This is a genomic window from uncultured Dokdonia sp., assembly GCF_947492535.1.
Taxonomy (GTDB): domain Bacteria; phylum Bacteroidota; class Bacteroidia; order Flavobacteriales; family Flavobacteriaceae; genus Dokdonia.
On record NZ_CANLNH010000009.1, the window covers coordinates 18351 to 43416 of the forward strand.

Consider the following 25066-nt stretch of genomic DNA (forward strand, 5'->3'; position numbering starts at 1 on the left):
ATTATTTTTTTACTATTCCTTTCTAAATGAAGACAGTTCTCCCCTATCACTAGTTATTTTCATAACTAGTGTGCTATTATAATCTCTAGAATTTTAAGTTAACTATTCGTTCTGGATTAGAATTAATTTCGTTTGTTACTTAAAGTTAATTACGCCAATCATCAATCCTAGTTCACGTATTGATATACTTTAAAAATCATCTTCAATTTCTACCATATCATTAATAATATCTGTAAAAGAAGGTGATAAATCACCAATATTATCATTATTTTCAACCTATCATCTATCCTTTAATTTCCACCATATCTTCAAGAAATTGTGAAAATGAAGGCGATAAATATTCCATTATTCCATCTTCTTCCAAAATTTTTATTTCTCCATAAGTTTCATCATTATTTAATGACATAATAAACTCTCCTCCACCAGCAGCTACACCTATAGGGATGTATCCAACTGGATAATCATCTTGATATGCAGTAAAAATACTTTCTATAGTTGTTGAATCATATTTAAGAGCAAATAAATAAGCTAAACCATAAGCGCCATAAGTCTCATCTACAACATGAGCAAGGTTAAATTTATCTATCCCTCCTCCATTATATTGTAGCATATGCTGACGATAATCATTTGGTAAAGTTTTATTTATTTGCTGTTCAAAATCATTTAAATCTGTATCAATAATTAGCTGATCTGCTTGTATATGAAATGTAATAATCATAATTTATAATTTTTTAAGGTTGTGCTTCTATAAACTTAAGGAATTCATAATACATACTATTGTTTCCAACATGATTCTTTGTTGCCCTATGAGCATCATATGTTACTAGTTGTAAAGTTCCTTTAAGATCTTTATCAATATCATCTAAATGATGAATTTCAAGCTTTAGATAAAATTTAATTTTCTCTCCGTCATCTGGATTTATATCCATTGAAGACCAAAAACCTACATAATCTTTTTTCCTATCTATGCTTAGTGCTCCAAAATATTCTCCTCCATTGTTTTGAATTTTAATAAATATATCATCTACGGACTCTGTAAGTAGTCCATCTAAAAGATGATATTTTCCATTTCCAAGTGTACCATCTGCATTAATAAAATAATTTAACCCGCTAAAATCTGGACCAATATTCCTTGGTGGTCTAGTAGGGGTTGGGTAACCATGCTGTATAGCCTTACTAGCATTATATGAAAATGCAGGTGAATAATCATCAAAAAAATTATTTAAAAACATTTGTCTTTGATCTGGAGTATATTTATAGTACTTTACAATAGTATCGTATCCTATATATTTTCTTTTGCTTGAAAATTCAACCGAAACTTTAGGTCCATAAAAATAAATTTCTCCTGGCTTACCATTTGGCAGATTTGGTCCTTGAACTTCAAAATATGTACTTAATTTTCTAAATGTAGTTCCCTCAGGTAATATATCAATATAATACAACCAAAACTCTGGCTCAGATTTCATAGAAAGCTTCATCTCCGCAGTCATTCTATCCCATCTAGCAATAGCTTCTGGTTTTTCTTTAAGTTTTAAAAACCAATCTTCTGTTTGATCTGCAAAATCTTCTAAAAATTGTTGCCTTCTGACTTTTGTGAGTCTATTTAACTCTGGTGCTAATTCATTGTAATTATATACTGTAATATAGCGCTGATACAATTCATTATCAGTTAGTATATCTATATCATTTCTATCTACAACTTTTCTGTCAAATAATTCAGACCAGCGTTGTGTAGCTTGTGCACTATTTTGGTTAAGTGTGTCTAACTGTTCTGTATTCCTACCAAAAGCTGCTATAAAGCTTTCTTGTTTATCTATATTATTAAATTGAATAACTTTTGCATGTATCTCATTATAACCATTAGTTTGAAGGTAACTTAACCAATCTATCACTTCTTGTGTAGATATATTTTTAAGAGATGTTACTGTTCCTCTAAATCCTGAATATTGTGAATTTCCTACAACATCTGTACTATATGGATTATCAGGAGGTAAAACGTTATCAAGTTCCCTTGTTGTTGTTTTGAAAAAACGTTTAGTGATAGCATCACCTGAAAGAGATAATATTTCAATAGCAAACAACCATTTTTGTATAGTTATACAGCGCTGGTATGCTGTATAGTTTGGATTATCTGGTTGAAGAGGTTCGTTATTACAATTATTATAGTCTGAACAGCTACCACCAGAAGCTATATTATACGCAATACTAGCAGCACCAGACAGAAATTCAGCCAGAGACAAAACGCCTACTGACCTAAAAATTCTAATTAATCGCCCTGCTGCCTCTGGTATAGAATCTAAAATAGTAGTTGCAGATAATCCACTAGTAAATGCAGTACGTATTGAAATTTTAACCCCTTCTGCTATTAATCTTCTATAGATAGCCCAACCGCCTATTGCTATACTTAATATGTCAATTGTTAATAGAATAGCTTCTTCCGCATCTTTACGATCGCCTACATCATCTATATATTTTAGGTAAAAAATGGGTAGGTTACTTCCTCTACCAGACTCATCTATATCACAAGGATTAAAATTTGCTGGTTCAACTAAATTTAGAGTGCTTTTATCATAAGGGATTTTCACTATGGTTTCTTGTGTATCATCAGAACTTAGGTTAACTATGTTTATAGGTTGAAAAGAATGATAATATCCATAAGGTTTTTTATGGTTACTTGTATGAATTACATTTAATATTTCATGCGCATAATTTTCTCTTAACTCTGTATAAAAACCAGGTTCTATGTCTTGTAATGCTAAAATTTTATTGTCTTTAAATTTAAAGTTGAAATTATCTACATGCCAAACCCATACTTTTTCAGACTCATAAGGTAAAATTCTTGGGGCTGCACTTTTATTTAGTGTGTAAGGCTGATTTGTGTTATCTGGATCATATTGTATAGCATTTTCTTCGGTGTATTGATACACAAAATGAGTGTCAATAGGTTGATTAGATTTTGGATTATATTTACTTTTTAACCATAATTGATATATAGCATCTACTAACTCCCCTTTTGCTCCTGGTCCTCCAAAAGCTACATCAGTATCTATAGTGTCGTATAATAACTCATAAAAAGTTCTATTATTAGAACCAGCATCTTTCTCCCAACATGGAGGTTTCGCCAGCAAATCCATAAACTTATTAACCTCATCAAGATTCAATAGAGTCCCATTTTCATCTACTCTCATTATTGATTTAATTAACTTAACTACAAATCTTTCTTCCGAAATATCAACAGAATTGCCAGTCAGATACCATATCCCACTTATTAGATATCCGAAAAGTGGCCATTTATTTTCTATGTAAAAGTTTTCTAATAATTTTATTTTATCATCATAAGGTAGATGCATCAGTACATCTTCATTAAACAGACCAAATACAAGTGTTTGAAATTCTATTTTAGATATCAAGAAATTTGTAGTAAGATACTTTCTAAAATCTAGCAATCTATCTCTCAACAAATTAAAATACCCCGGATTATAGATATGTCGAAATGAAGAATAATTCTCAGCATTATCTATTATTGTAAAATGTAAATCAAATATGGATGACATATTGTAAATATCTAAGTAATTTACAAAACGAGAATTAGAATATAAACTATGAAATAGAATTATAACATTTTCAATAAGTTCCTTAGCATTATCTCCATAATATTCTAGAACTTGATTTTTATAATAACCTTGAGTAGTAATTTTATTAAAATAATTGTTTAAACTTTCTTTTGCTAAATCTACTGTAAATGGAGTTGATTCTACACCTTCAATTAAACCTGAACCTATAATTTGTGTTGCTATATATTTTTTAGTTGTTGGATCTTGATAGTAATCTAATTTTTTTAGGTTGCCAACATTAAATTTCTCAACTATTGTCTTTACCCTATGTTGACCATTCTCTATAATCAATTCTCTTTTTGCCAAAAAAACGTTATCTGACGGACTGATAGGTGCTCCTGTTATATAAGGGAAAGCTTCATTAGATTTAGGGAGTACAATGGACTTATAGAATTTTTCTACTTCTACTTTTTTTCTTTTACTATAACCACTTTGATTATTGTAAAAATCTTCGTGAGGAAAATATCCTACAAACTTACCATTGTCTTTTGAATTATACAATGACAAATATTGATCAAAAAATAATACCCTTCCTGTCTCGTCATCAAAAACTATATCATAATTATTTGCAACACCTTGAGGTGTTCCTGAATATTGAGTAAGGCTTAAAAAGTGCCCATTTACTGCTACAAAATAATTTGCCATAATTTAAATTTTTAAAATTGTGAAGAAATCAGATTCTAATCTTTGGGGAATTGATTTTGCGTATTCATCAGTAAAAAACACAAAGCCATCAACACTATACACACGTATTGGATTTGGCATTTGAAACAGGGTTAGTTCTCCAAATATGTTTTCACCAACTACAGAGAGATTGTAGATGGAATATCTAATATTTTCTATGGAGAGATAAACATCATCATCATTATAAAGTGTATTTTGAAAATATACTTTTGGATTAATTACATTTTGCGCTATATCTTTTAATAAACCATTTTCATCACTAGTTAAGCCAAGTATTTTTTTTGTAATTAAATGTGCATATTCAACCTCTAAAACTACACTTGTAATTTTATTACTAACGTTATCTGTAAAAAGACTTGTTCTTAATGAATATGGAGGTTTAGGAGCATAAAAAGCTCGCTGTTCAACTCCAAAACTATCAAAGCCACTTTTAGCTCTATCTGATGTGGGTGTAGACTTTTTTAGATATGGAGAAGCATCTCTTTTAGTAGTATTCATCAATGTTTCATAAGTTACCCTTCCCTGAAACATATTTTCGCCTGTTTGTATTTTATCTTCTACTTTCTGACTCCTAATTGCACCAATATCTTTATTCGAAGATGAATTAGGAAAATCAATGATTTGCAACTGTTCATTAACAACAGTAGGAAGATTTCCTCCTTCTAGTGAAAAAACACTTTGTGCATTAATCAATCCAAAAACATCATCAATATCTTTTAAATAAAATACTTGGTCAGGATAAATATCATCCTTGATTTCTAAAATCTTACCTTCATATATGCAATGAGAAAAGCTTGTAATCGCATCTGCCCCAATAGAAGGTATCGTAAGTTGTAAGGTTTTGGTATACCTAATGTCAATTTCAGCAGCAGCAGCATTTGATAATTCCTGTAGTAAATTAATCCCTCTTACAAAATTCTCTTCATGAGGAGAAGCCAATTCCCCTATCTGTACAAATAATGCGGCACCATCATAAGTATCGGTGGTTAACTGAAACGTAACCGTATTATTTTCGGTAGCAGGATCTTGTCCTTGATTGAAAATATGAATAGGCCAACCATTAGTCCCAAAAGTAGTTTCACTTAGATTATCCTCAGTGGCACCAATTTTAATCGTATTATCATTCCCCTCAGAATGCGTATAATTTCCATAAAAATTATAAGAACGTTGTCTGTTGGCTTGTATATAGAGGTAGAAATTATTCTTCGTATGATAATTCTGAAGTCGTGATGCGATTTCTTCTTTAGTTGTCAAAGGAGCATCTACTGCATCAACATATAATTTACCTGCGCCATTCGCATGAAGTCCATAAAAAGCGGCTACATCTATAAACTTTGTAGCTACTTCTTTTAAACGTTTTTTTACAAATGCATCTGTTTCAGTTGCTGTATCAATAACATAAAACGAATCTCTGGCGTACTCTAAATTTAATTGAAAAGGAAGTGTATCATTTTCTATGATATAATCACCATCATTTAAAACAATATCTATACCTATACTCCCTGTAGCTTTTCCTAAATGAACTCCTCTTGGAATAATAGGTAGGTCATATGAAGTCATAGGATCTTCTTCAGAAGTGGTCTCATCTATAGAAGCAATTTTGAAAAAATATTGATCCATCAAATGAGTAGTTTCTTGAAGTTGTAATTCTTCAGGAGTATGAGGATATCCTAAAAAACTTGCTTTAAACTCTGGTGCAGTTTCTCCATTTCCAACATTATAAAATTTATTGTATTGCGCCCATATGTACTTTACAAATCCACTACCACTCGTTTCACTACCTGCTACTTTACCATCTGTAGTTATAAAATCACTTTTCTCTAAACCACGATATACAATATACTTGATATTCAACCCATTGACAGGTTGCTTGAATGGTTTTAAGACAAGATTGATTTTACTGGTATCTCCTGTTTGTGGTTGTAAGAAAACTGTCCCCATACATAGTGCATAGATATCTTTACTGCCACTAAAAGATACAGTTGCCGTTGTACGAAATTGGTTTTCATCAACGGGACCAAATGATTGATTTGCTACTTGTGTAAAATCTCCAACTTGATTTCCTCCATGTATATAAAAATGTGATACAGGCTGCAACTTTGCAACCCTACCCACACCATCTTGTGATGTGGTAAGACCTTGCATTTGCGCACTTGTTTCTGGCATTTCCTCCATAATAATATCCTTATTTCTTAATTACTACAGATACTTTTAACCCAACGGTCAATACGGTATCTGTACTGTTTTATAACACATAAAACACCCAAAATTCAATTCATATACCATCACGCAGGACGCATCTAGGGTTAGCACCACACCACATACCTAGATGGGGTGTCCTTTGTGATTAGATATGATATCATTTCTGACATAAAACTGCTTTTAAAATTTTGCTCTTTTTCGCTTATGCTTCAAAATAAAATAGAACCGTAGCTATAGCTATGCTTAGATTTTCTTTTTCGCCTAAACAAAAAATTACTTCGTTTTACATACGTACTTTTATATCAAAAATGATATAGTATTATGGCCATACCACTTAAGGAATCCCTCAAGCCCAAACACCCCACATAAAAGTTCTTGAGGTATCCTCATAGTGATATAACCTAGACGATAGCCTACGGCTATTATCTTTGTTTCTTTTTCCATAAGACTTTACCTCTTGTTTTTAACGCATAGCCCATAGCTACACCATGATTACAAAAAGCCATACAAAGCCTTCTTCCCAGCAATTGGGAGGTGTGTGGTGTTTAAAAAATGAATAGACTAACTGCGACAACATATTCCCCTTATGAGTCAGTCCTGAGTGTGTGGTGTTTGGTTTGAAAATAGGGTGTAGTGGTGCTTTCTATTTTCACTGTAAATATTATAATTCTATTGTTAATAGAACACTAATAGTATGTCAAGCTTCTATTAAAATTACAAGCTTTTTTTAATATTCGTTTTTATAAGTCGTCATTGTATGACTTCCTTAGAGAAACACATTCTTTTATAGTTAAATCACTAAGGATAACATTGAGAATCAACGCACCACAGAAAATGCCCAATGCATCCATAAAGTGACTTAACTATAGTACTACATAACGTATGTTATATAGTAATTATTTCTTATCCCGACATATATTTACGTCTTTGAGATAGTTGTCCCAAGGTACTTTATGTACCATACCTTAGTTGTTTGCTATAATTGAATGTACTATCGTCTATAACTTCCCCTACGAGATAGTACGTAATGTGTGGTAATCTCTTACAAATACTGTAAGTCTAAACTTACTACTTTTAAGACTCTAAAGAACGTCATTTTTTCTTTATGAGCATATATTGAATTGAGAAAAAAACTGTTAAAATTGGCTTATTCTTTTATAATTAAATCTTAAAATTATCTAAACAACCTTATAATCTGGTAACTACCGATCAATATTAACTTTCAAATAGTTATTTCTAATTTCTCTAATAGCATATTTTACTGTATTCCTAAAGACCCTATGATTAGTAGCTTAATTCGCAATTTTGTTACTTCTTTTTTTGTTTTTTATCTCACCAAATCTTCTTTTTATCGACAATTACACATTATATCTATTTTTCTTTTTCAGAAAGCTGTTAAAATTAAACCGCTTTCACTTAAAAAACGAACTTCATTTAGGGAACTGCTCATATGGTTTAGGAAAGTAAACTCAAATCCCCTTAACAAGCTACAATAATACCATCGTTTGTCTTTTTTACCAAGAAAAAATGCGTGCTTATCCAGTCTTTTCAGTAGGTATTAAGCATAAAAAAGATAACTCACTTATAATGAGTGCCTTTCTTTTTTTTAAGAAAAAAGAAATAAATCTATTTAATTGTCTGTTATTACTAATACTGAGTTTTCGTCAAGCTGAACTTGTTTCAGCTTCTCATCACAATAGTTTGAGTATGCATTTGATGAGATTCCGAAATAAATTCGGAATGACGCTAAATAATGCAATTATTAAATAAAGAGGATATTCGATACATCTACTATAAAGTAACCCGTTGTGCATTTAGATGTTCGTTACTCTAATTTTCTAATGAAATTTTCAGTTTTTCACCTCAATCCTAAAGGAAGAACTAAAAATTTCGTCGATATCCCTTTAGGGTATAGGAAAAATCGATAAAATTATTTAAAATGCACAACGTGCTAAAGTATCTATTTTATATGTTACAGAAAACTTCTTTTATCTAATTTATGCTTCAGCAGGAGTAAAGCATCGAGATAGCATCTCATAGAGTTCTGGATGCTTGCGTTTAAATAAATCAGGGCGTTCAAAAAAGTATTCGGAAGCGACGGCAAAAAATTCTGTTTGGCTTGTACCCCCATAACTCCGTATATCTGAAGCATCATTATTAATAGCTTCCATCTCCTTATGCATTAAAACTAACCATGGCGCAATGTATTGATGTTCTAATAACCGTTCAGGTATTCCATCAGTCATTCCATCAGTATTATCTAATAAATGTACAAACTCATGTATGGCTGTATTCCCTTTGTCGGTAGCATTTGTAAACCCGTGATGCAATGCTTTACGCGAAAGGATCATTTGGTTTTTAAAACGCCCCGTCCCTACCAATCCTGCAATTTTTCGCCCTTGAACATCGGCATCAAAGGATAAGTTTTCATCAAAATAGTCAGGATAAATTAATACCGTACTCAAATTATTATAATGCCATTCTTTAAATCCAAATACTGGAATTACGGCACTTGCCGCAATCAATATGGTATCTAATTCTTCCAATTCAAACTGAACAGCTTCAATATTTATTTCATTTAAAAAAAGCATCATTCGCTTCTGAAATACTTGCTGTTGTTCTTTGGTACGTTTTTTATAAAAGCTGACACGTTTTAACAGAATTTCATGCCAATGCACTGGAAAGGATTTGGGTTGTTCCTTTTTACGCTTTCGCGAAAGCAAAAGAAGTACAAATACAAATAGAACGAAAGGAATGATATATGCCATCCTGTAAATATAAAAAAGTGTATCGTAATCTCTATTCGAGTGTCATCGAGAATTCTTAGATTATGCTACATTCAATTTAGTTCTAGACTTTGTCCTGTTTTGAGTGAAGATGAAATAATTGTCTTTTCTTAAAACCATAGAGTTTGCTCCCTTCCGACTGTAACTCGTACCTCGTTACAGCCACCTTCCCTCTCCAAGGGAAGGAGCTTACATTTAATTAAGCCTACTCACTGCTATTACTAAGATTCCCATCAGAGTTTATGCTGAACATAGTCGAAGTACTGAAAGATTCCCGCCTACTTAGAGATTCCCGCCTACGCGGGAATTATATGAAGAGCATAAAAACAGCCATCACAATCATAATGGCATTTTCTATAAAGGTCGCTTCTGTCATCGGGAGTTTTAAAGCGGTTCCTAAACAAGCGCATTGAATTTCTTGTTTACTTAGTAAACTTCTAGTAACACCTATCGTGGTCACACCAAGAATCACAAGTGTACTAATTAAGGCTGTAGGTATCGCTGTTCGCGTTAAAAATAAAATACCCAATACAAGTTCTATAAAGGGATACATCCAACCATATACGTTTATCTTGTTTGCTAGAGGATCGTACATCTTAAAACTTAAGACAAATCCTTTGAGGTCTAAAAATTTAAAAAAGCTAAATACGATATAAAACAACCCCATAAAGTCTAGCATCGCCTCTTCTACCTTCCAGTCTTTATAATGTAATCCTATACTTGCGACAGTGATGTATCCAAAAATGAGAAATAAAGGGCGTAATTGTCTCCACTTTGAAAGTGGTTGTTCGGTAGTAGAAAATACGCGTTGTTGCGTATTCTCTGTAATGGTATACTTTGGTTTTAATCCTGCTTGCAATGTTGCTAGAGAAACAGGAGAAGCCATATGAATGATGGCTTCTTCCTTCTCTAGAGAAACCATAGCGTCACTAACCTCTGGAATGGCTTTTAAATCTCGCTCTACGCCAGCGCGACATCCATTACAGGTCATTCCTGTTATAGTGTAACTATGTTGTATATCATTAGTGATCATGGTCATGATCTTGTGTATCTTCTTGATGAGTCTCTCCTTCTGGAGTACCCTTCCAGTCAAAAACTAATAATTCACTTTTTCTGTAATTACTCACGAATAGTTGTCCTTGATGTTGAATCACTTCTATAGGTTTTTCTACCCCTTTTGAAAGTTCTTGCTGTAAGACGCCGTCGTGATTAAATACCAAGACACGATCATTTTCAAAATCGGTTACAAATACTTCCGTGGAGGTTACAAAAATCCCTGTAGCTGCATTCATTTTTTGATCGACGCCTATTACTTTCAAGAAGGTTCCTTGCTTGTCAAACACCTGAATACGGTTATTATAAGCATCGGCTACCCAAATATGGTTTTCTGTTATTTGCACATCAGTTGGATAATAAAAATCGCCTGTCGCCTTTCCTTCTTTTCCGAAAGAGATAAACTTTTTTCCATCGTTACTATACAGAATACGATTATTATAAAAATCGGCAATGGCTTTTTCCTGCTTATAGGAAGAAACACCAGCAGGTGCATCTAATGAGTCTAAAAGAAAAAGTGTTTTCTTTTCTCCATTAGTAAATACACTCACTTCATCATTTCCATATTGTGGTACATAGAGTATTTCTTCTGCTCCATCTATATGCATAGGGCGTTCTAAAGAATCGATGGTTTTTATCGTTTTCCCTTCATTATCTATTAGTACCAACCGATTATGATCTCCATCACTTAACCAAAATCCTTCTGAAGTAATTGCCATTCCGATGGCATTTATCCCAGTGATAGGGATTGTTTTTGAGAGTTGCCAACTTTTTGCAACTTCTTCTTTTTCTGCACAGCTTATAAACATAAGGAGTGCTAATAGACTATATATATATTTCATTGTTCTTTTTATTTATTAAAACCCATAATCACTAGCTTGATTTGTAATAATGAATTCTTATTTCTCTTTCTTTTTTTCATTGACAAAAAAAGAAACAAAAAAGTCTAGACTCACGAAACCTTGTCTAAATTTATCGTTCTATCCCTAAATTTCAGAAACTCGCTACGCTCAAACAATCTGAAATTTTACGAGATTTTCACTTCAAATTTTACGACAACTTTTCGAAGGTCAAAAAACGATTGTTAATACTCCACACGCTCATACGCACAACACCCAGGTAATGATTTATAGGTGCCATTTTTAGCTTGATGGTTTTTTGTATCATGACCAGCTTTGGCTACTGCTTTTTCAATGGCGTCAAGATTTGTCGTTTTCTTGTCATAAGACACTTCTAAAAGCTTAGTGTCTTTATTCCAAACAGCAGTTGCGACTCCAAACACATCTGTAGAAGCTTTTACAATACGCGCTTGACACATCTCGCAATTTCCAGCAACAAAAGCACTTTCTGTGATGAGTTCTGCATCGGCTGCAATGGCTTCTTTAGCACCAACCATTTCTTCTACAGTACCATCATGACGTGTTACACGACCAGACATAGGCGTATATCCTGCTTTTTTCACTTGTTCTTCTACCGCTTGAATCGTCAACGCTTTTTCTGATGGGTATGCAAAGCTAAAATCACCCGTTTCTATATCTATTTTTACTTTTTTAATCCCTTTAAATTCTTTGAATTTCTTCTCTAAGCCGTAGGCACAGAAAGGACATCCCAATCCGTCTACTTGTACTTCAAATTGATCGTAGGTTTTTTGAGCTTGTACTGCGGGTATTGCCAATAAAACGGCAAAGACTATGATTATGATTTTTTTCATTTTTTGTGTTTTAAAACGTGTATCTCGTACCGAGAAATACACTATAATTTAACTCTCTTGTTGGGTCCATATTTTGAATAAGTGGTAATTGCACAGCGAGATCAAAGGTGATGTTCTTCCCTGCATACTGTATCCCTTGTGCATAGAGTAACTGATACCAATCTCTTTCTGTAAATAACGAACTCGTATATTCAAAATATAGGTTTATTTGTTTATTAGGGTATTGCGGTTTTAATAAAGGTAAGCCTACACCAAATTTCCCTCGAAATTCATCTACCGTTGCTTCTGGTGACCAGTTATAACCTAGCTCTGTCGAAATACCGTACTTTAAGGTTTCATAACCAGAAACTATGCCATAATAGCCTTCATAAAAACCTGTACTAAGCCCAATCAAATCAATCTTATCTCCTGTCGGGATACTTTGAAAAGTCTTAGCGATCACTCTAAAGGTTTTTCCAGTAGCATCTTTACGATAAAATTGATATTTTCCTAATACCTTAATATCGGCAATGGTACTTTCTGATGCGCCATTTTCTATATCATAATGTAGATATGGCAGGTGTACTGCAACTAAGGAATTGGACGTTGGCAAATAGTGAAGCATAATAGGAACGTATACTGCTGTAAGTCGTTCGGTGCTTCTAATTTCTGTTAATGTTTTGGCAGTAAAGCTACCGCCGCCTAACATAATAGGCTTGTCTGCTGTAATAGGGGGTCCTTGTGCATACGCTTTCGCGAAAGCGAATAATGCAACAACCCATAAAATATGTTTCATGTAATTACTAATATATGATTAAACGTAACTGCGTCGAGTAAAAGGCTGAACCTCAAGGCAAATTCTGGAACCGATAAAAGGAACGACCCAAGAGGCAAGGTAGTAAACCAACAACCCGCTAATAAATGCGGGATTAGTTCAACTATCTATTTTGTATGCATCTTACAGACTTTACTAAATAGTGTTTCACTAATAAAGCATCATATATCAAATCAAAAACTGCTCGTGAAGAACCACAAAATCTGTGACAATATCGGGTGGCGGATAGCCATCAAAAGGAACTGTTTGGGTTTCTGAATACTCAAACAATTGAATATAAGATCCATAAAAAGCAACAACAAATTCTTGTTGTTCTAGATCCATTTTTTGAAAAGAGGGTTTTAAATCGTCTTGACCAATGCTCACAATTTGCTCATCATGACAACAACTCATTCCCTTCATTTCATTAGAAGTAGCCGTAGACATTGCCATCTGCATTCCGCAATCTTTTGCTTCTTGGAAAACAGCAATATCTATTAATGTATCTCCACAATAATGCATGTCTACAGTAAAGGACATTGTAGTAAAGATGACTACAAATGCCATGCTAACAGCCTTTATTTTGTGAATTATTGCTTTCATTGTTATCCACAAAATTACAAAAAATACAACAATACATCATTGCGTTAACAAAGCCTTAGTATATGAAGTAGTAAGATTCTCGTAAATTAGTAGACAAAAAGCGAAAAGAAAATCAACAATGAAATTATCAATAATCATTACAAGCCTTGCGCTTGCTATTTCATGTCAAAGCAAACCTTATAAACAGAATGAACCTACTGCTCAACTAACTCCTATACAAACACAAACGCAAGATGGTTTAGCTAAAGCCTATTTTGCTAGCGGATGTTTTTGGTGTGTAGAAGCTATTTATGAAAGTGTAGAAGGCGTAAAAGAATCTATTTCGGGATATAGCGGAGGCCATACAGAAAATCCAACCTACGAATCAAGTAATACAGGTCGTACAGGTCATGCAGAAGCTGTAGAAATTTACTATGATCCAGCTGTTGTGTCATTTGCAACCTTAGTCGATGTGTATTTTGGATCTCAAAATGTCACCCAAGTATATGGTCAAGGACCCGATAGAGGATCTCAATATCGCTCTATCATTTTTTATCAAAATGAAAAAGAAAAGGAAATCATCCTTCAAAAAGTAAAAGAGCAAGAAAAGATTTATGGAGAAGGAAAGGTTGCTGCGTCTATCTTACCCTTTCAAAAATTTTGGAGAGGAGAAGAATACCATCAAAATTATGAGCGTCTACATCCTAGAAGCTCTTACATTCAAAATGTGTCTATTCCGAGATTACGACGTTTTCAAAAGAAATTTCCGCATTTATTAAAGGAAACTGCACATTAAGGTTTTCGCACCTTCAATTCAAACAACAACGGATACAAACGGTCTTTAGTCACATAAAGATCGTTTTCGTTTTTTATAAGATCGGGTAACACATCATATGGACTCTCGTCATGTTCTCTTAAAAACTCTACGATCAACCCTTGTTCGGTAAGTGCAGAAATCACATCACCCAATCCATGATTCCATCCATATTCTTTACTGACCATGGTTGCATTTTGATCGGCATAGGTTCCTTCGTACTCTTCATAGATTGCTTCTTTCTGGTTATATCCATATCGCAACTCTGCTTTTCCTGAAGTATAATCAAACATCCAAACTAGAGGGTGAAATTCTACCATATAAAAGACACCTCCAGATTTCAAACGCTCGGCAATCATTTTTCCCCAAGGTTTTAAATCAGGCAACCAGCCTATCGTTCCATAACTGGTAAACACAATATCAAACTGATCTTTGACATAGGAAGAAGTCTCTAATACATTACATCGTATAAACGTAGCATCGAGTTCAAGTTGTTTATTTAGTTTTTGAGCCAGTGCAATACCTTCATCACTTAAATCAACTCCCGTACATTGCGCTCCCAGTCTAGAAAAACTTAAAGTATCTTGACCAAAATGACATTGTAAATGCAAGAAAGACTTTCCACTCACATCTCCTAAGGCTTGCAACTCATAATGATTTAAGGAACTTTCTCCAGCAAGAAATCCATCCATATTATAAAATTCACTAGACGCATGAATTTCTACTTTTTGATTCCACGTATCGCGATTTACTGAAAAATAATCAGAATTTGCATCAGACATAATTCGTATTTTTGAAATAATATAGACTTTAAGAAAAGCGTAAGACTATCTATTAAAGAATAATCTTGTACTCTTAAAGCTAGTTTAGAGTTATTAAACTTTAGATCCCGCCAAAAAGCGGGATTAGTTCAACTATCTATTTTGTATGCGTCTTACAGACTTTACAAAATAGTGTTTCATTAATAAAACTTTGAGAAAGATACTACATTTTGATAAAGAGACTATTGAAGGAATGGATAAGCGATTTAGAGCGAATTTCATCAATAGCGTTACAGGATACAAATCTGCCAACCTTCTTGGAACAGTTGACAAAGAAGAGGTTACCAATCTTGCGGTTTTTAGTTCTGTCACGCATTTAGGCAGTCATCCACCTTTAATCGGTTTTATCACAAGACCTACCCTAGTTCCAAGACATACCTACATAAACATAAAAGACACAGGTATTTTTACCATTAATCATATCAATACAGCTATCATAAAAGAAGCACATCAAACCTCTGCAAGATACGATGCTGCTATTTCTGAATTTGATGCTACAGGACTTACTGCTGAGTTTCTAGGAAATCATAAAGCGCCTTTTGTAAAAGAGGCACATATCAAAATTGCATGTCGGTATATAAACGAATACTCGATTGAAGAAAATAGCACCGTACTGATGGTGGGAGCCATTGAAGACATTTACCTTCCGGAAGGAGTACATACCGAAGACGGATGGATAGATCTAAGCGAAGCAAACGGCGTTACGATTAATGGTTTAGATAGTTATTCACAACCTCAGCTATTAGATCGATTACAGTATGCAAAGCCAGACAAACCTACCACATCTATTCTAAAAAAGTAAAAGGTATTTTCCTGTTTTTTAGCTTTATCTTTGTATAGATTTTATGAGACGTACGCTGGAGTTTATACTGAGCCTGTCGAAGTACAAAAGCGTATAACAATACAAAACACTATGCAATTATCTAAGATTCCTAAACTTAAACACACAGATAAAGACACCTTTTTTTTATTAGCAGGTCCATGTGCCATTGAAGGCGAAGAGATGGCGATGCGCATTGCAGAAAGGGTTCTTGAAATCACTACCAAATTAGAAATCCCTTATGTATTTAAGGGAAGTTTTAGAAAAGCAAATCGTAGTCGTGTCGATAGTTTTACAGGAATAGGAGATGAGAAGGCATTAGAAATACTAGCAAAAGTTTCAGAGCAATTTGATGTTCCTACCGTAACCGACATTCATGAAGTTCCAGATGCGGCACTTGCAGCACAGTATGTAGATATCCTTCAAATACCTGCTTTTCTAGTAAGACAAACAGCTCTTGTCGTTGCTGCTGCTGAGACAGGAAAGGTTGTAAATCTGAAGAAAGGACAATTCATGTCTCCAGAAAGCATGCAACATGCTACTAAAAAAGTAACGGGAACTGGTAATGAACAAGTGATGATTACCGATCGTGGGACGATGTTTGGATACCAAGATATGATTGTAGATTTTAGAGGAATTCCTACGATGAGACAATATGCACCAACGGTACTTGATGTCACACATTCCTTACAACAACCTAATCAGTCTAGCGGTGTCACAGGTGGTCGTCCTGATATGATAGAAACGATAGCGCGCGCAGGAATTGTAAATCATGTAGACGGGTTATTTATAGAAACACACTTTGATCCTGCAAATGCAAAGAGTGATGGTGCAAACATGCTAGATTTAGCGTATTTAGAAAAGCTACTAACCAACCTAGTCGCAATACGCAAAACCATAAACACATTGTAGATACCCATAACATATACAACAGAAAACGCGTATTTATAATGAATACGCGTTTTCTGTTTTTCAAATAAGGGAACCTTCCCCCAAAGGTTCCCTTTTGCTTGCTAGATAAGATACATATATCTTCATAATTGATAGCAAGTTAAAGTTTCAGTGAAACTACTACAAACATACGCCTAAGAGTCTTAATAAATTCTTAAAAGCCTAAAAATTAACACTACAATAATATGAATATGCTTTTACTTACACGTTGTGCATTTTGACAAAATAATTGTCATAGTATCCTATCAATCTTCATTATTTTCCTCAAATGCTAAAGGAAGTACTAAAGATTTCTTTGATTCACCCTTCAGGAAGGGGAAAAAATCAAGAAATCTATTCAAAATGCACAACGGGTTTTCACTTGTTTTTATGCAGTGCGACAGCTGCATGAAGAATATCTTGTAATACAGCTACATCTATATCTTCTAGGGAATAATATCGTAATGATCGTAATGTTTTACGTTTTTCGCCTGCTACTAAGTGGTCTTTATGAATAGCTATATGAATGCCATTAATAAAACCTACATCTACAAATGTTTTTCTAAAATTGAGAAAGCAACACATTTTTCCATCTACTTTATAAAACGGTAAATGCCATTTATATTGTTCTTCTATATTTGGTATGGTATGTTTAATAATAGCCTGCAATTCCATAAGGATGGTACGCCACGGCTCTGGTTTTGAAACGATATAATTTTCGGCGGGATTCAAGAGTTTGGTATTTTATTTTTAACACAAATTAGGTATTAAAAATACTCCAAATAGATGAAAGTTGTTTTATTCGCTTTCGCGAAAGCGTAATCAACTATAATATATCCATATTTGCTATAGAATAAGAAAATCTTGTCTAAAAAGTAACTTAAGATGTTATTCTAAACTTGTTTTAGAATCTTATCATTTTAGATATTCTATGAAATTTCAAGACAAATTTAAGAGAATTAAACCCTTGGCTATCGCCCTGCGATTAAAATCCCTATTTTTAAGCAACTTTAATAACCTCATCTATGAATTCTCGTCGTGATTTTGTAAAAAAAACAGCCCTAGTCGGCGCAGGTATTGCTCTTGCTCCTAACATAGCTTATAGTGCTTCTGACCCTTTAAAAGAAACCTTAGGTGTTGCCCTCATTGGTGTAGGATTAAGAGGTACCAATCACCTTACGAATTTATTACAACGCAAAGATGTTACTATAGAAGCGATTTGTGATATTGATCCTGCTAGAATCACCATTGCTAAAGATCACATTGCCAAAGCGGGGTTTAAAGCACCTAAAGTATTTGGAAAAGATGATTATGATTATAGAAATCTACTAGAAGAAAAAAGTATCGATGCTGTTATTATTTCCACGCCTTGGTTATGGCATACGCGCATGGCAGTAGATGCAATGAAAGCAGGGAAATATACGGGCGTAGAAGTTTCGGCGGCAAATACCATGGAAGAATGTTGGGACCTTGTCAATACCCATGAAGAAACGGGAAGCCATTTAATGATTTTGGAAAATGTAAATTACCGTCGTGATATTCTTGCTGTGTTGAATATGGTACGTCAAGAAGTATTTGGTGAACTAATTCATTTTAGATGCGGATATCAACATGACTTACGCTTTGTAAAACTGAATGATGGAGTTACTCCCTATGGAAAAGGAGTCGAATTTGGAGACAAAGGAATTTCTGAATCCAAATGGCGTACACAACATTCCTTATTACGTAATGGAGATGTATATCCTACACATGGTGTAGGACCAATGGCAACTATGTGCAACGTTAATAGAGGGAACCGATTTGTATCTATGACTTCGCATGCAACCAAAGCGGTTGGTATCAATAAATACATTGTTGAAAACGGAGGAAAAGATCACCCGAATGCAAAACTAAAATGGAAACAAGGAGATGTGATCACCTCTACAATAGACACGGCAAATGGAGAAACTATTATTGTGACACATGATTGTAACTCCCCACGTCCCTACTCGCTCGGATTTAGAGTACAAGGAAGTCAAGGGTTATGGGAAGTAGATGGCAGTCGTATTTATATAGAAGGAAAAAGTGAGCCCCATCGTTGGGATGATGCCAAAGCATGGTTAGACAAATACGATCATCCGTTATGGAAAAAGTATGGAGAATATGCAACAGGTTCTGGTCATGGAGGGATGGACTTTTTTGTACTCAATGCTTTTGTAGAATCTGCAAAGCAAAATATAGCACCACCTCTTGATGCGTATGATGCGGCAGCGTGGAGTGCGATCACGCCACTTTCTGAGGCCTCTATTGCAAATAATGGGGAACCTCAAGATTTTCCCGATTTCACGAGAGGTTTATGGGTGAGTCGCAAACCTTATAACTGGATGAAAGATACCTACTAATAGCTGCTATGATTTCAAAAGCACCAGGACGTATTTGCCTATTTGGTGATCATCAAGATTATTTAGAACTTCCTATTATTGCGTGTGCGATCAATAGATATATTAGCATACAAGGGACGCCTAATGGTACCGATTCGTTTGTGATCAACATGCCTGATCTTGGGAAAGAAGAATATATACGCTTTCGCGAAAGCGAACTCAAACCCACAAAAGGTTCGCATCTCAAAACAGCCTTGTACGTCGTACAGCAATACGGATGTGTCCCAACCGAAGGATATGATATCACTATAGAAGGAGATATTCCTATCAATGCAGGCTTATCCAGCTCTTCTGCTATGGTGGTTGCTTGGATACAGTGGTTGTTTACCACTTTTGGGTGTCATCAAGAAATAACTCCAGAGTTTATGGGTCAAGTGGCGTATGAAGCTGAGGTTGTTGCTCAGAAAGCACCTGGCGGAAAAATGGATCAGTATACCAGTGCTATTGGGGATACCATTTATTTAGAAACAAATCTAGCATCAAATTATCGTAAAATAGGATGTTCATTAGAAGGATTGATTGTTGGTGAATCTGGTGTTGCAAAAAATACAGTGGGTGTTTTAGGAGATATTAAAGGAAAATCATTGGAAGCCATTGCTTTTATAGAAAAAATAACCCCATCCTTTGACCTTGCAACGGCAACACTTGAAGAATATACAGCCTACAAAACACTACTTCCTGATAATTTACACCCTTTTTTTTATGCGGCTATTCAAAATCATCTCATTACACAAGAGGCATTTTTCGCTTTAAGCGAAACAAAAATAGATTATAAACATATAGGTGATTTATTAAATGCGCATCATGCTGTTTTAAAAAATACGCTTCAAATCACAGTTCCATTAATAGATGCTATGATTGATGCTGCATTACACGCAGGTGCTTACGGTGCAAAAATTGTAGGATCTGGTGGTGGCGGTTGTATTTGTGCCATTGCGCCTCATGAAAAACAACAAGCTGTTATTGAAGCCATACTGAATTCAGGCGCAAAAGATGCCTATCACGTACACATTAGCAAAGGAGCATTCATAGCATGACAGATACATTAATTATACTCGCAGGTGGCGCGTCATCGCGTATGAAAAAATCAAAAGCTTCAACGCTTTCTGATGAAATGACAACGCAAGCAAATACCCGTAGTAAAGCACTCATTTTACTAAATGATAGACCGATGCTTGATTATGTCTTATACAACGCTAAACAAGCAGGAATTACCAACGTAATTATTGTCATTCATCCTAAAGGCACTTTGTTTAAAGAATATTATGGCAACAAAGAACGAAGTAATCATTTTCATGGAGTATCCATTTCATATGCTGTACAACATATTCCTGAAGGTCGAGAAAAACCATTAGGTACGACGGATGCTTTGTTGCAGGCTATGGAACAGTATCCGACATTAAAAAAAACTACATTCCTGGTATGTAATGCTGATAATTTATATAGTACTACGGCATTTTTCGCTTTGCGCGAAAACAAAAACAGCCATGCATTTTTAAATTATGATCGCGATGCACTACAATATCCTATGGAACGTATTGCGCGGTTTGCATTAACAAAAGTAACTACCGAACAATATCTAGAAGACATTATTGAAAAACCTGAGGCATCAGAAGTCGAGCATTATAGAAATACCGATGGAACCTTTAGAGTCAGTATGAATATTTTCAAATTTGAAGGCGCTTCTTTTTATCCGTATTTAGTGGCATGCCCTATGCATCCTGAACGAAATGAAAAAGAGTTACCAACGGCTGTTCTTGCGATGGTTCATGAGCATCCTACTGCGATGCAAGCCATTCCTTTTGCAGAACACGTACCTGATTTAACCGGAAAAGATGATATTTTTATTTTGAATGATTATCTTTCTACACATATTCCGACCTTAGATTGGAATGCATAATTGAATTTACGTATGATTGATTTATCGACACTAGACCTAGTCATTATTATTACACTTTTTGTTATTATCCTATCGGTAGGGTTTTATGTAAGTAAGACTTCAGGAAAAAACACCTCTCAATATTTTTTATCCGGACGGAATATGCCCTGGTGGTTATTAGGGCTTTCTATGGTAGCAACTACCTTTTCGACAGATACGCCAAATCTGGTAACAGATATTGTACGTACCAATGGTGTGGCGGGTAACTGGGTATGGTGGGCGTTCCTGATTACAGGGTTATTGACGGTTTTTGTATATGCTCGCTTATGGCGAAAATCGAATGTAAAAACAGATATTGAGTTTTACGAATTACGTTATGGCGGTGCTCCTGCTCGTTTCTTACGATGGTTTAGAGCCGTATTTTTAGGCGTATTCTTTAATATGTTTGCGATGGCTGGGGTGATGCTTGCCGCTATTAAAATAGGCGAAGTGATGCTCGGTCTTGACGGATGGGTTACGATACTCATTGCTGGATCTATTACCTTACTTTTTAGCTCTATTGGAGGGTTTAAAGGGGTTGTATATACTGATTTCATTCTCTTTTTTGTAGCGATGATCGGTGCCTTAGGTGCTGCTGTTTATATTGTAGGGCTTCCTGAAGTGGGCGGTTTAGAAGCACTCGTATCACATCCTAATGTGGCAGACAAGCTTGCTTTTGTTCCTGATGTTGATAAAAAAGAATTATATATCACCCTCTTTATTATTCCGATTGCTGTACAATGGTGGAGCAGTTGGTATCCTGGTGGAGAGCCTGGTGGAGGTGGTTATGTTGCGCAACGTATGCTTGCTGCTAAAGACGAAAATCACGCCATAGGTGCGACTTTCTTTTTCAATTTTATGCATATTGCAATTCGCCCATGGCCATGGATTTTAGTGGCATTGGCTTCACTTATTGTTTTTCCAGATATAGCAAGTATACAAGAAGCATTTCCTAACATCTCAGAAGATAAATTAGGACAAGATCTTGCCTATTCTGCGATGCTTACTAAATTACCAAGTGGTTTATTAGGGATTGTATTGGCTTCGCTTGCGGCTGCTTTTATGAGTACGATTTCTACGCATCTGAATTGGGGGGCCTCCTACTTAGTAAATGATTTATATAAAACACAAATTAAGAAGGATGCTTCTGAGAAAGAGCAGGTACAAGCGGGGCGTTTTGCAACAGTGATCCTTATGATCATAAGTGCACTCATGGCACTTGCGATGAATAATGCGCTTCAACTATTTAATATCATTATTATGTTTGGGGCTGGAACGGGTCTCATTTTCATACTTCGCTGGTTCTGGTGGCGTATTAATGCATGGACAGAAATAAGTGCAATGATCGCTTCTGGAACGATCTCTATGTTACTCACCTTTACTCCCCTTGGAGATACCATGTTTGGGGATTCAGGATGGATGCCAGCCTATTATAAATTCCCATTTATTGTGGTTGTTACTTCTATTATCTGGCTTATTGTTACTTATGCAACACAGCCTGAATCACAAGAGACACTCTCAAGATTCTATCAAAAGACAATGCCTGGAGGAAAAGGCTGGAAAAAAATAGTGGCACAAATGACGCCTGAACAGCAAGAAGCGTCTCAAACTCCTTGGATTGTCCCACAGGGAATTCTGGCTATGTTATTAGGATGTGTATTTGTATACGGAGCATTATTCACTACAGGGTATTTTATTTATGGAGAAACTACAAATGCGCTTATTACATTGAGTATTACAGGTATTTCAGGAGGTGCATTGTTAAAAGTTTGGAAACGTCTTAAAGAAATTGCAGATTAGCCGACATAGACACAGCGTTATATTTATACACATGAAAAAGATTTTAGTCACCTTCCTTTTAGGAATATCATTTTTACTCTCTACATACGCACAAGAAACTGCAACAGTATATCAAGATGCTTTACGTATTATAGAGAACAGTCCTACGTTTAAAAAACTAGGGATTGAGACGTATACGACTTCTGCAAAAACGACGAGTTTTGCAAATCAAGCCTATGCATTTTGGCTAGATGATCAAACCTTAGAATTTAAGGATCGTGACTTTGAAAGTTATTTTGGAGAATTATACATTCCTATTGAAATTCCTGTTTTTAAAGAATTACGCACCAAAAAAAGAGCAAAACATGTATTTATTGTTACTGAAACAGAACACAATGTCTTTGCTATTGAAATCTTAGTCTTTAAAAGAAAACGCAGAGGGAAATATCCTAAATTCTATCAAGGAAAAAGTTATTCTTTTCTCTTTAGAAAAGATTCAGAAGGTAATGTGAAATTGATGCACAATTTGGAGATTGTGAGTAATTAAGAAAGCACTACGTTAAATTAAGTATCGTAATATTAAGGTAATCGTTCTTCTTTTGCTTTCGCGAAAGCGTATACTGAATTCAAATAAGAAATAAAATATAAAATACTTATATTCAGAAATATAAGAGAAAAGTGGTATCTTTAAGAAATGTCTAATCTTTAAAACATATTGCCATGTTAAATAACATTTCAAAATTAAAGGGGATCTACGTTCTTAAAATAGAAGAACAAAAACTAGTTAATGGTGAAAATGGAGGTTGCTATGCCTGTTTCTGTCATTATACAAATACAAATCCTAATTGCTGCTGTGTAAATTAAATATTTAAAAAAGCGAACTAAAAAGTTCGCTTTTTTATTGTCTAACATATTTAATACTATTTTATTCTCCATAAATCTAGCTAGACACATCCAATTCTTTCACTGATTTTAATTTTAAATAACAGATAATTAACACAAGGAACATTATCATATTCTTGCAAATCTCAAAATATTTATTAACTTTGAATTTCAAAGTACTTTATTATGGAGTCAAATAAATATTTAGAAGACATTGTGAGTATCAAGTCTATGATGCGTAAATCATCACGATTTATGTCATTAAGTGGACTTTCTGGAATACTTGCAGGTATATACGCCTTAATTGGTGCCCTTATTGCACATAACATTCTTACAACCGAACAGCTTACTTCAGGTGGTGCTAGGTATGCCTCAGTTGTAGGATTGATTAATGCATATCTTGCGCATCCCTCTGGCTCAAAATTATTCTTAGTAGCGCTTATCGTGCTTATTGCCGCGGTTGTTACAGGAATTATACTCACTATACGTAAAGCAAAAAAACATGAAGAAAAAATATGGGACCCTTCTTCAAGAAGGTTACTCATTAACTTTTCAATTCCGTTGCTCACTGGAGGTGCTTTTTGCTTGGTGTTATTACAATATGGACTTCTAGGTCTTGTGGCTCCTTGTACCTTAATTTTTTATGGTTTGGCCTTAATTAACGCTAGCAAATTCACCTTAGGAGATATTAAGTATTTAGGACTCGTTAATGTCATCATAGGACTCATAAGCACACAATTTATAGGCTACGGCCTCTACTTTTGGGCTCTTGGTTTTGGAGTCTTACATATTGTTTATGGGAGTATCATGTATATGAAGTATGATATGAAAAAGGAATAAGCGGGTGGTTGTTTATTTTTAAAATGAAACACAGAAAACATAACGTATTTTTGATAGAAATTAATTCTTTATATGCTTTCGCGAAAGCGCACCAAAAAAATGTCAATAATAAATAACATAAATAAAGCTTTTGATCACAGGATACGTCTTGGGATTATGAGTGTATTGATGGTCAATGAGAGTGCCGATTTTAAAGAGCTTAAAGAATTACTCGGAGCGACCGATGGAAACTTAGCAAGTCATACAAAAGCCTTAGAAAAGGAAGACTATATTTCTGTAAACAAAACATTTATTGGCCGAAAACCCAATACGAGTTATACCGCAACAAGAAAAGGAAAAGCCGCTTTTAAAAAGCATATCGAAGCCCTAGAAAAGCTTATCGGTAAATAGAAACTATATTTTTTTATCATTTTACTT

The 25066-nt window shown here is 34.6% G+C and carries 21 protein-coding genes; 10 read left to right on the forward strand and 11 right to left on the reverse strand.

Annotated elements, in window-relative coordinates:
- Window positions 1-283: 283 nt before the first annotated feature.
- The 9 genes from Q1A60_RS12830 to Q1A60_RS12870 form a co-directional block, all read right to left on the reverse strand.
- Window positions 284-718, reverse strand: a complete 435-nt coding sequence (locus Q1A60_RS12830; protein WP_299767415.1) for an SMI1/KNR4 family protein — start codon at window positions 716-718, stop codon at window positions 284-286.
- 13 nt (window positions 719-731) lie between these two features.
- Window positions 732-4259 carry a hypothetical protein gene (locus Q1A60_RS12835; RefSeq protein ID WP_299767414.1) on the reverse strand — a complete coding sequence of 1176 codons (3528 nt, stop codon included), beginning with the start codon at window positions 4257-4259 and terminating at the stop codon, window positions 732-734.
- A 3-nt stretch (window positions 4260-4262) separates the two neighbouring features.
- A complete protein-coding gene (locus Q1A60_RS12840) occupies window positions 4263-6473 on the reverse strand; it encodes a hypothetical protein (protein ID WP_299767413.1) in 2211 nt (736 codons plus the stop codon).
- 2024 nt (window positions 6474-8497) lie between these two features.
- Entirely contained in the window at window positions 8498-9268 is a 771-nt protein-coding gene (locus tag Q1A60_RS12845) for a M90 family metallopeptidase (protein ID WP_299767412.1), read from the reverse strand.
- Between the two features lie 325 nt (window positions 9269-9593).
- Complete coding sequence (locus Q1A60_RS12850) at window positions 9594-10325, reverse strand: MauE/DoxX family redox-associated membrane protein (protein ID WP_299767411.1); 732 nt, start codon at window positions 10323-10325, stop codon at window positions 9594-9596.
- Entirely contained in the window at window positions 10309-11181 is an 873-nt protein-coding gene (locus Q1A60_RS12855; protein ID WP_299767410.1) for an NHL repeat-containing protein, read from the reverse strand. Before Q1A60_RS12855 ends, Q1A60_RS12850 begins: the two co-directional genes overlap by 17 nt.
- Before the next feature lie 242 nt (window positions 11182-11423).
- Window positions 11424-12050 carry a heavy-metal-associated domain-containing protein gene (locus tag Q1A60_RS12860; protein ID WP_299767409.1) on the reverse strand — a complete coding sequence of 209 codons (627 nt, stop codon included), beginning with the start codon at window positions 12048-12050 and terminating at the stop codon, window positions 11424-11426.
- A gap of 10 nt (window positions 12051-12060) precedes the next feature.
- Window positions 12061-12825 (reverse strand): hypothetical protein, encoded by a 765-nt coding sequence (locus Q1A60_RS12865; RefSeq protein WP_299767408.1) that lies wholly within the window; start codon window positions 12823-12825, stop codon window positions 12061-12063.
- A 207-nt stretch (window positions 12826-13032) separates the two neighbouring features.
- A complete protein-coding gene (locus Q1A60_RS12870) occupies window positions 13033-13446 on the reverse strand; it encodes a hypothetical protein (RefSeq protein ID WP_299767407.1) in 414 nt (137 codons plus the stop codon).
- A 118-nt stretch (window positions 13447-13564) separates the two neighbouring features.
- Between Q1A60_RS12870 and msrA the strand changes: the two genes are divergently transcribed.
- Window positions 13565-14221 carry a peptide-methionine (S)-S-oxide reductase MsrA gene (gene msrA, locus Q1A60_RS12875; RefSeq protein ID WP_299767406.1) on the forward strand — a complete coding sequence of 219 codons (657 nt, stop codon included), beginning with the start codon at window positions 13565-13567 and terminating at the stop codon, window positions 14219-14221.
- Here the strand turns inward: msrA and Q1A60_RS12880 are convergent.
- Window positions 14218-15021 (reverse strand): class I SAM-dependent methyltransferase, encoded by an 804-nt coding sequence (locus tag Q1A60_RS12880; protein WP_299767405.1) that lies wholly within the window; start codon window positions 15019-15021, stop codon window positions 14218-14220. The genes msrA and Q1A60_RS12880 overlap by 4 nt on opposite strands.
- 190 nt (window positions 15022-15211) lie before the next feature.
- Between Q1A60_RS12880 and Q1A60_RS12885 the strand changes: the two genes are divergently transcribed.
- Together Q1A60_RS12885 and kdsA are read left to right on the forward strand one after the other, a co-directional pair.
- A complete protein-coding gene (locus Q1A60_RS12885) occupies window positions 15212-15862 on the forward strand; it encodes a flavin reductase family protein (protein ID WP_299767404.1) in 651 nt (216 codons plus the stop codon).
- 111 nt (window positions 15863-15973) lie between these two features.
- Window positions 15974-16792, forward strand: a complete 819-nt coding sequence (gene kdsA, locus Q1A60_RS12890) for a 3-deoxy-8-phosphooctulonate synthase (RefSeq protein ID WP_299767403.1) — start codon at window positions 15974-15976, stop codon at window positions 16790-16792.
- Window positions 16793-17188: 396 nt separating this feature from the next.
- Here kdsA and Q1A60_RS12895 read toward each other — a convergent pair whose 3' ends face one another.
- A complete protein-coding gene (locus tag Q1A60_RS12895; protein WP_299767402.1) occupies window positions 17189-17542 on the reverse strand; it encodes a DUF1801 domain-containing protein in 354 nt (117 codons plus the stop codon).
- Between the two features lie 293 nt (window positions 17543-17835).
- Here Q1A60_RS12895 and Q1A60_RS12900 point away from each other — a divergent pair, with 293 nt between their 5' ends.
- The 7 genes from Q1A60_RS12900 (at window position 17836) to Q1A60_RS12930 (ending at window position 25039) form a co-directional block, all read left to right on the forward strand.
- Window positions 17836-19191 (forward strand): Gfo/Idh/MocA family oxidoreductase, encoded by a 1356-nt coding sequence (locus tag Q1A60_RS12900; RefSeq protein ID WP_299767401.1) that lies wholly within the window; start codon window positions 17836-17838, stop codon window positions 19189-19191.
- An 8-nt stretch (window positions 19192-19199) separates the two neighbouring features.
- Window positions 19200-20267, forward strand: coding sequence for a galactokinase family protein (locus Q1A60_RS12905; RefSeq protein ID WP_299767400.1), 1068 nt, complete (start codon window positions 19200-19202; stop codon window positions 20265-20267).
- Window positions 20264-21130 carry a sugar phosphate nucleotidyltransferase gene (locus tag Q1A60_RS12910; RefSeq protein WP_299767399.1) on the forward strand — a complete coding sequence of 289 codons (867 nt, stop codon included), beginning with the start codon at window positions 20264-20266 and terminating at the stop codon, window positions 21128-21130. The genes Q1A60_RS12905 and Q1A60_RS12910 overlap by 4 nt, the downstream gene beginning before the upstream one ends.
- Window positions 21131-21142: 12 nt before the next feature.
- Complete coding sequence (locus Q1A60_RS12915) at window positions 21143-22948, forward strand: sodium:solute symporter family protein (RefSeq protein ID WP_299767398.1); 1806 nt, start codon at window positions 21143-21145, stop codon at window positions 22946-22948.
- Between the two features lie 31 nt (window positions 22949-22979).
- Entirely contained in the window at window positions 22980-23474 is a 495-nt protein-coding gene (locus tag Q1A60_RS12920; protein ID WP_299767397.1) for a hypothetical protein, read from the forward strand.
- A 521-nt stretch (window positions 23475-23995) separates the two neighbouring features.
- Window positions 23996-24649 carry a hypothetical protein gene (locus Q1A60_RS12925; RefSeq protein WP_299767396.1) on the forward strand — a complete coding sequence of 218 codons (654 nt, stop codon included), beginning with the start codon at window positions 23996-23998 and terminating at the stop codon, window positions 24647-24649.
- 99 nt (window positions 24650-24748) lie between these two features.
- On the forward strand, window positions 24749-25039 hold the full coding sequence (locus Q1A60_RS12930; RefSeq protein ID WP_299767395.1) for a transcriptional regulator: 291 nt from the start codon (window positions 24749-24751) through the stop codon (window positions 25037-25039).
- The last annotated feature ends 27 nt before the right edge of the window (window positions 25040-25066 follow it).